Source organism: Methylomonas rivi, assembly GCF_024505165.1.
In the GTDB taxonomy this organism is placed as follows: Bacteria; Pseudomonadota; Gammaproteobacteria; order Methylococcales; family Methylomonadaceae; genus Methylomonas; species Methylomonas rivi.
On the sequence record NZ_JANIBK010000172.1, the window covers coordinates 1 to 7,015 of the forward strand.

10 protein-coding genes are annotated in these 7,015 nt (G+C 39.4%); 9 read left to right on the forward strand and 1 reads right to left on the reverse strand.

Annotated elements, in window-relative coordinates; all coding sequences use genetic code 11:
• Positions 1-138: 138 nt before the first annotated feature.
• Complete coding sequence (locus NP596_RS18760) at positions 139-402, reverse strand: helix-turn-helix domain-containing protein (RefSeq protein ID WP_256616931.1); 264 nt, start codon at positions 400-402, stop codon at positions 139-141.
• 107 nt (positions 403-509) lie between these two features.
• On the opposite strand from NP596_RS18760, the gene NP596_RS18765 reads away from it, so the two are divergent.
• From NP596_RS18765 to NP596_RS18805, 9 genes are all read left to right on the forward strand, one after another.
• Entirely contained in the window at positions 510-740 is a 231-nt protein-coding gene (locus NP596_RS18765; RefSeq protein ID WP_256616932.1) for a MerR family transcriptional regulator, read from the forward strand.
• Position 741: 1 nt separating this feature from the next.
• A complete protein-coding gene (locus NP596_RS18770; RefSeq protein ID WP_256616933.1) occupies positions 742-1,452 on the forward strand; it encodes a hypothetical protein in 711 nt (236 codons plus the stop codon).
• Positions 1,445-1,741, forward strand: a complete 297-nt coding sequence (locus tag NP596_RS18775; RefSeq protein WP_256616934.1) for a hypothetical protein — start codon at positions 1,445-1,447, stop codon at positions 1,739-1,741. The genes NP596_RS18770 and NP596_RS18775 overlap by 8 nt, the downstream gene beginning before the upstream one ends.
• A 237-nt stretch (positions 1,742-1,978) precedes the next feature.
• The gene (locus NP596_RS18780; protein WP_256616935.1) at positions 1,979-2,158 is read left to right on the forward strand and encodes a hypothetical protein; all 180 of its coding nucleotides are present in this window, start codon (positions 1,979-1,981) and stop codon (positions 2,156-2,158) included.
• A 327-nt stretch (positions 2,159-2,485) separates the two neighbouring features.
• The gene (locus NP596_RS18785) at positions 2,486-2,881 is read left to right on the forward strand and encodes a hypothetical protein (protein ID WP_256616936.1); all 396 of its coding nucleotides are present in this window, start codon (positions 2,486-2,488) and stop codon (positions 2,879-2,881) included.
• Between the two features lie 290 nt (positions 2,882-3,171).
• A complete protein-coding gene (locus NP596_RS18790) occupies positions 3,172-3,393 on the forward strand; it encodes a major coat protein (RefSeq protein WP_256616937.1) in 222 nt (73 codons plus the stop codon).
• Between the two features lie 22 nt (positions 3,394-3,415).
• Positions 3,416-4,858 carry a hypothetical protein gene (locus NP596_RS18795; RefSeq protein WP_256616938.1) on the forward strand — a complete coding sequence of 481 codons (1,443 nt, stop codon included), beginning with the start codon at positions 3,416-3,418 and terminating at the stop codon, positions 4,856-4,858.
• Positions 4,859-4,860: 2 nt separating this feature from the next.
• A complete protein-coding gene (locus NP596_RS18800; RefSeq protein WP_256616939.1) occupies positions 4,861-5,211 on the forward strand; it encodes a minor coat protein in 351 nt (116 codons plus the stop codon).
• The gene (locus NP596_RS18805) at positions 5,211-6,590 is read left to right on the forward strand and encodes a zonular occludens toxin domain-containing protein (protein ID WP_256616940.1); all 1,380 of its coding nucleotides are present in this window, start codon (positions 5,211-5,213) and stop codon (positions 6,588-6,590) included. Before NP596_RS18800 ends, NP596_RS18805 begins: the two co-directional genes overlap by 1 nt.
• Positions 6,591-7,015: the final 425 nt, after the last annotated feature.

Genomic DNA, 7,015 nt, shown 5'->3' on the forward strand with positions numbered 1-7,015 from the left:
TTATATTTTAGTTTTTTTAGGTTTATAGGTTCTGGATTATCTTTTTTTCTGTATGTATCATTGATTTCTTGAATCATTTTTCTGTCTTTGTTCCACTCAATTTTTCTGTATTTCTCCATCTTCCCCTTACCCTTTCCGCTATTGCGTACCCTGTTTTAGATTTACTCTGATTTCTTCCAACTCAGGGCTTATTTGCCCGCATTCCGGCGCCGTTTGATTGGTCATTAACCATAGTGCGTATTCTGGCCATTCTTTAGTTATCGCTAGTAGATGATCTTCATTGGCTTTTTGTAGTCCGTTTTCGATGTTAGACCAAGTTTTGGCTTGAATGCCTGTCCTTTCCGCGAATTCTGTGCGGTTCATTCCGCTTTTTTCTCTGATTTTTCTTATCTTTTCTTTCATATGTCTAAATATTAGTTGACATGTCTAAATCTTAGATGCTAATATTTAGACATGTTAAAAACTCCCATAACCAACCACAACCAGCCAACTGAGGCTAAAGGTGCAACATGGAACAAAACCAAACGAATGTCAACGTAACCCTACCGATTCAAACCTTTGTGCCGTTGATGACACAAAAACAGTTCGCCGAACTGAGCGGTTTATCTCGGGATGCCGTAAAGGCTCAAGTCATTAACGGTTACTGGCCGTCTGTAAAGGTAGGCAAATATCGGATGATCAACCTGATTATTTTGGTCGATCAATTAAAAGTGGCTGAATCTGAAATGGTAGGGGGTTGAAATGAACGTATCCATGAAATTGGTTAAAGCAACGTTATCCAGGTTTTTGGATTCGTTTGATAGCGGAGCGGATTCTATTTTGAGCTGTTTAATTAATGGTTCTATTGACTGTGATGAGGCACGTAGGCGGTTAGATATTCGGTTTTATCTGTTTAATGGTCGTATGTGTGGTATCGATAGTTTGCTTTGGTTAGTACATTCTGATATTCAAGATATAGTGTCTTCTAATCGTGATTCTTTAAAAGCTCGTTTTGATTATTATTATGATCGTATATCAAAAATGGCTATTCAACGTATTGTTGATTCTTCTTATTCGCCTATTTTTGGTGCCGATACCGAAGCCGTCGAAACCGTTCTTTTACCGCCTGAAAAATCCGATTCAGAACAACCTGTTGAAGCTGTTGTTTCTTTAAAAGAATGTCCGGTTTGTTTGGGTGTTGGTTATCCTGAATCTTCTGATTTTAGCCCATGTAATAACTGTTCTGGTTCCGGTTTTATTTCTTCTGATGTCGAGATATTACCTTTTAGTTCTTTTCCTTCTACGTCCGCCGGTTCAAAGCGTCATTATTTCCGCAATATAACCTTTATGCCTGGTTACGTTAAGCGGCATTCTTTAAGTGCTTTTAATCGGCTTACGTTTCGAACGTTTTCTAATCGGCTTTCTAAGTCTTTTCCTTTATACGATAAATCTAAGGAATTACGTCATGTCTGACATATTAAAAGATGAATTATTAGACGGTGAAATAGATTTTCCCGTTAAATTGGATGCTCAGGAAGCTTTAAAAAAAGAGCGTAATTATCGGACTGCTATTTCATCGTCCAATTATCTGAAACTTGAAAAGGAATCCACTCGGCGTGGTGTAAAACCGTTCACCTTAACTAAATCGGTCATGACGTTATACGTCAATCGGCAATTAATTTATATCCGCGATTTACCCGAATCGCTTCAAGAACAGATTCGCGAATATTACAAAACCGAAGATAAGGCGTTATTGCCATGATGTTTGTTTGTGAAGCTTTCCTGACTGATCAGGCCGGACGGAGCCGCGGTATGGGGTATGCCGTTTCTGCCCGGCGTTTACGGACCCTGTCAAGGCCGCGTAGCGTTCACTTTAGCCTTGACAGGGTTCGGGCGTCGGGCATTGTCGGCGTAATCCATAAAGCGGCTCCGTCCGGCCCGATTAGGCTGGATGGTGAGCGGGTGGGGCTATCTAATAAAGCCGCCTTGGCGTCTTAATATGATCGAAACCACGGCTGAAAAAACGGCTTATTTACAGTCTTTAATTGATGACATTAATAACGATTTAATTAATAAACAGTTAACCGAAAAGCAAGTAATTATAAAAAAACAGCTTTTAAATAATTATCGTTTAGCTATTAATAATTTAAATCGGTTTAAACTTAAAAATTTGATATAGGTGTTTTATGCCGAGAAATTTGAAACTTTTTTTATATTCATTTCATCTTTTAACGGTTTTTATATTCCCTGTTGAAACGGTTTTGGTTCTTTATTTTTTAGGAAAATTTGTTTTTTATTATCGTTCTTTTAAATAGTTTTTTTATGGATATTTTAAATGTTATTCTCGCTTTGCTTATTTACGATGGTTTTTATTTTATACTAAAAACCATCCGTGATTTTTTTAAACCTTCTGATAAATCGTAATATCTGTTTTCTTAATTTTAAATAACCGCCTGGGCAAGCGGCTAATCTGCCCTTTTTTTAAATTTCAACCAAGGTAAATGCTATGTCACTCGATCAAGCCTTAATGGAACAGATGCGTACTACTGTTGTAGGTAACGTGGAATCCGTTACTAAATATGAAATTGATGCCGGTTCTAAAGGCGGCTCTATTTGGGTTACTAAACCCACTACCGGTAAAAATCTTAATGTTCTCGGTAACGAGATAATCAAAATCAAAATGCCGCATGAAATGTTCGAGCAGTTAAAAAATAAACAGGAATCCGGCGAATATTCCTTTCCAATGGTAATGGAAATTCTCTGTGATATTGATATGGGCGGCCAAAATCGCGCTGTCTTGTCTGCGGTTTCCGTTCGTAAATATATCCCTGAAACATTTGAGCCTGTTTCTAAATCATCGGATAAAAAACCCGGTGTAAACGAATCTAAGCCTAGTGCTTAAACCATCTTCGTTATAAAGCGGAGTCAGTATCATGACCGATGTATTACTTCAAGATTTAATCACAACCGTGATGGTATGTTCTCAAGCCATTATGGCCGGTCTTGGTTTCGTATCTGGCGTAAAACTAGCATCATTATTGAGTTATTGAGGGTTTTATGTCAGTGCCGGATTATCAAGACTTATTGGGTTATTTATTGGGTGCCTTTATTGTCGGTCTATGTGCTGGTTATGTCTTAGCGGCTTTTAAAATGGCCGCTAAATCTTCATCACGTTAATTTATAGGTGAAACTATGAAAAACTTTCTGAAAAATGGCGGTTTGGTATTGGCCGGTTCCGTCGCCGGTATTTCTTCCGCGTTTGCGGATTTACCAGCTGCGGCATCAACCGCTTTTACTACCCTGTCTACCGATGTTCTGGCGCTGGTTGATCTTGCCTGGACTGCGGCGATTCCGATTACTGTGGCGTTTATCATTTTGCGTATGTTCAAACGCGCGGCGTCTTCCGCTACTTAATCGCTGTTTAACGGTGTCGGTCATGATTAGACAATATCAAATATTGATTTTGCTGGTTATGGCCGGCTTTTCTTCTTTTGTTTTTGCTTTGACGTTTCAACAGCAACAAACTGCTTGTAATAATCATTTTATTGCTTATAACACTAATCCTTACACTGGTGGTTCTTATGGGTATTTAGGTGGTTGTATTGATCAATCCGCGAGTTTGCGTTTAAAAGAATGTATTAGTAATTCTAGTGCTCCGGGTACTTGTAATGTTTTTTCTCAGTATTGGTATTATTCTGAAACTGTATGTGTTTCTCCGTCTGTTTTGGAACCGGTAACTCATACGTGTATAACGCCTTGTCCTGATGGTTTAGTAAAAGCTAATACTGTACCTGCTTTAAATACGAGTCTTGAAACCTGTGTAAATCCAACTGATCAGCTTTGCTCGTCTATCGGTGTTGATGTAAATGCTTTCATAGCGAAATGTTCTGAAATGATAGACGGGCAACCTAATAATTGTCGAAATTCCGATATGGGTAATTTTACGCTACAGGCTTGCCCTAAGTTGCAATGTGAAGATGGTTCCGAGGTCACTTATCCGAATCCTTGTCCTGTGACTCAATGTTCGGAAGGTTTTACCCTGTCCGATGTGCCCGGTTATGGCAAGACGTGTATTAAGCCTTTGCCGGATGATGAACAACAAAACCCTTGCGTAAATGTGCAAGGCTCCGATTCTGCGTTATGTGCTGAAGATGGCCGTAACTGTCAAATGGTTAATGGCTCTTTTGTGTGTATCAAGGAAGAAGTTACGCCACCGGCCGGCGCTACCTGTTATGCCATTAATTCAAAAACCTACTGTTTGAGCAATCAGCCGACATTAGAAACCACTCGCGGTACTGAAACTTTGCCCGATGGTTCCGTTCGTACGTCCGAGACCTATCAGCCGTCTGTACAGGGTGTGCCGGCTTCGTCTCGCGTTACTACTCAAAATCCCGATGGTACCGTAACTATTATTAGTAATCATCCGTCCGATGTTGCTGCCGCTGCTGGTTTACAAGCGCAAAAAATTGATTTATCCAAGGTCGAAAAAAATACTAAGGATACTGCCGATAATACGAAAGGTATTCTTGATAAATTGACTTTTGAAGGTGAAGCGCAGTTTGATAAGTCGGCTATTCAATTTAATGATTTGGATTCACAATTAGAATCTGATCGCTCTGAATTTCAGTCGTTTGTGAATCAGGGTAATCCTATGCAGTCTTATGCTGATTCCCATTCTTTTACTACTGCGTTTTCTTCTATGTTACCCGCTGACTCTTCTTGTGCTGGTGGTATTCATACCGTCATATTTGGTAAACATTTCGATTTGGAGCCTTGCGAAAAATTATCCCCTTTGCGTGAAATATTGGCTTGGTTTTTTGCTGTTATGACGGCTTGGCAAATTATTAATATGACTTCTAAATCTATAACGAGGTTTTAATTATGGGTATTTTTCTTACTGCTTTGTTAAATGGTTTGCGTTGGCTTTTTGTTGGTGTTTTCGGTGCTGCGTTAAATCGGATATTAACTAAGTATGGTCCGGCTATTATTGCGTTGGGATTTATTATTACTGCTATTGTTTCTGTTCTTACTTTGTATTTAAATACAATGTTTTCTGTTGTTGAATCTATTCATCAAACTATTCCGCAAACTGCTTTAAATGTTTGGGGTTGGGTTATGCCGTCGAATGCGATACCTTGCCTTTTGGCGCTGCTTACTGCTCGTTTTTTTGCATGGGTAACTAAAGTTGGTTATGACTTGTTGAAAGTCAAAGCTAAGGCGGTTTCTAGTTAATGCCCGGCTGGATCATCCAAGGCGTTCGGGGTGAAGGAAAAAGCCTCTGCGCGGTCGCTAAAATTCGAGAATATTTAAATCGTGGCTGTCCGGTTGCTACCAATCTTGATTTGTTTTTAGAAAACTTGTTGCCTGATGAAAATCAGGCTATCGCCTATCGTCTCCCCGACCGTCCTCGTTATGAGGATTTTCTTGCTTTACCGCCTGCTTACGATCCTAAATATAAACTCGAGGATAAGAACGGCTTAATAGTATTGGACGAATTGGCTTTATGGATGAATGCCAGGTCCTGGAAAGAAAAAGGCCGTAAGGAATTAATCGAGTGGCTTCTTCTTTCTCGAAAGGATCATTGGGACCTAATATTATTAACTCAGGACCATGAGTTAATCGACAAACAGATTAAAAATACTTTATGTGATTATTTGGTTCAGGCTTCCAGAACCGATAGGCGCAAAATTCCGTATATTGGGCCTATTCTCGAATTCATGTTTTTGTCCGGCAATATGCCTAAATATCATCTCTATGATGTTTATTACGGCATGTCGTTTCTCGATGCCCGTGTCGAACAGTGGCGTTATCGTGGTACTGATTTATATGACGGGTACGATACTAATCAGCGGTTTAATGACGGTAACGAAATACTGGGTAAACGGCTTGTCGATATGCGGGCTGTATATACTTATTTGCCTGCCTGTTATTTGACTAAACAAATTTACGTTAATCGATTGCAAACTAAAATCGATGACATATTAGAAGCTAAGCCTTTAATATCCGATGAGGTGGAAACCATGGCTAAAAAGAAAATAAATCCTGCTGATGCCCAAAAACCTAAGATTATATTAATGTCGTTATTTTTGGTGGGTTTTCTTGTGTGGCGGTTCGGATTCGGCGAGGTCAAATTACCGGGTTCCGGCGATTCCTTGAAACAAGTTTTGCCCGTCCAAGCCGCGCCTGCTGGATCGTCGTCTAATACGGCTACTGTGGCGGCGTCTGACAAGGACAAGCCTAAGCTTTCTCCGGTCGGTGGTGGGCCTGCTTTTGTCGATGCTCTGGTCACGTCCTACAGGCCGCGTTTGGCTGCTTTGGTCTCCGGTAAGGATAGAAACGGGGATACGGTGATAACCGGCCTGGTGGAATTTTACGATGGTGAACAGTTGGTAGAACGTTTCATGATTGATCAACTCAAGTCATTCGGTTGTTCTGTGGTTCTACGGCCTTATGGGGTCGATATTATGACCGCTGGTGGGGTGTATGCTGTGTCGGCTTGGCCAAGGCCTAAAACGGATACTACCGAGCCGTTTAGAATTACTGCACTTAAACCCGTGCAGCCGGTTTCTAATATAGTATCTACTAATTCTGATCAGGATATTGTTAACTAATATTAAACAATAATAAATGCAATTTTCTAGGAATATTATGTAACTTTGGCATGATTATTTAATTAATAATTGTTTTAATATAAGAAACAGTTTCACGTGGAACTGTTTCTTATTATTGATTAAATTGGTTTTTATTCGGTATTATCCTGTTAATGGGCTATTTTATGAGTAATTTTTTCCTTGAAAGCGTGTGTTTTTATGTATTAATCGGCTTTATTGTTGTTTCTCCGTTTCTTATTTTTTGGTTAGTTTCTTATTAATAAACAATTGTTTTTTTATTTATTTTGTTTTAAAAATAGAATTAGGCATTTATATTGCTTAATAATGATTGTTTATTAATATGAAATAGTTAACAAGTAGTCCCGTTCCATTCCGTTTAAAAATGTGTTTTGCCCGAACTCACCGGGTGGGGCTGGCTGGCCTGT

What these genes read in the sequence shown, in the direction of transcription:
- NP596_RS18780 (WP_256616935.1), top strand. Translation starts at nt 1,979, where the DNA reads ATGATCGAAACCACGGCTGAAAAAACGGCTTATTTACAGTCTTTAATT.
- NP596_RS18785 (WP_256616936.1), top strand. Translation starts at nt 2,486, where the DNA reads ATGTCACTCGATCAAGCCTTAATGGAACAGATGCGTACTACTGTTGTA.
- NP596_RS18795 (WP_256616938.1), top strand. Translation starts at nt 3,416, where the DNA reads ATGATTAGACAATATCAAATATTGATTTTGCTGGTTATGGCCGGCTTT.
- NP596_RS18760 (WP_256616931.1), bottom strand. Translation starts at nt 402, where the DNA reads ATGAAAGAAAAGATAAGAAAAATCAGAGAAAAAAGCGGAATGAACCGC.
- NP596_RS18800 (WP_256616939.1), top strand. Translation starts at nt 4,861, where the DNA reads ATGGGTATTTTTCTTACTGCTTTGTTAAATGGTTTGCGTTGGCTTTTT.
- NP596_RS18790 (WP_256616937.1), top strand. Translation starts at nt 3,172, where the DNA reads ATGAAAAACTTTCTGAAAAATGGCGGTTTGGTATTGGCCGGTTCCGTC.
- NP596_RS18770 (WP_256616933.1), top strand. Translation starts at nt 742, where the DNA reads ATGAACGTATCCATGAAATTGGTTAAAGCAACGTTATCCAGGTTTTTG.
- NP596_RS18765 (WP_256616932.1), top strand. Translation starts at nt 510, where the DNA reads ATGGAACAAAACCAAACGAATGTCAACGTAACCCTACCGATTCAAACC.
- NP596_RS18775 (WP_256616934.1), top strand. Translation starts at nt 1,445, where the DNA reads ATGTCTGACATATTAAAAGATGAATTATTAGACGGTGAAATAGATTTT.
- NP596_RS18805 (WP_256616940.1), top strand. Translation starts at nt 5,211, where the DNA reads ATGCCCGGCTGGATCATCCAAGGCGTTCGGGGTGAAGGAAAAAGCCTC.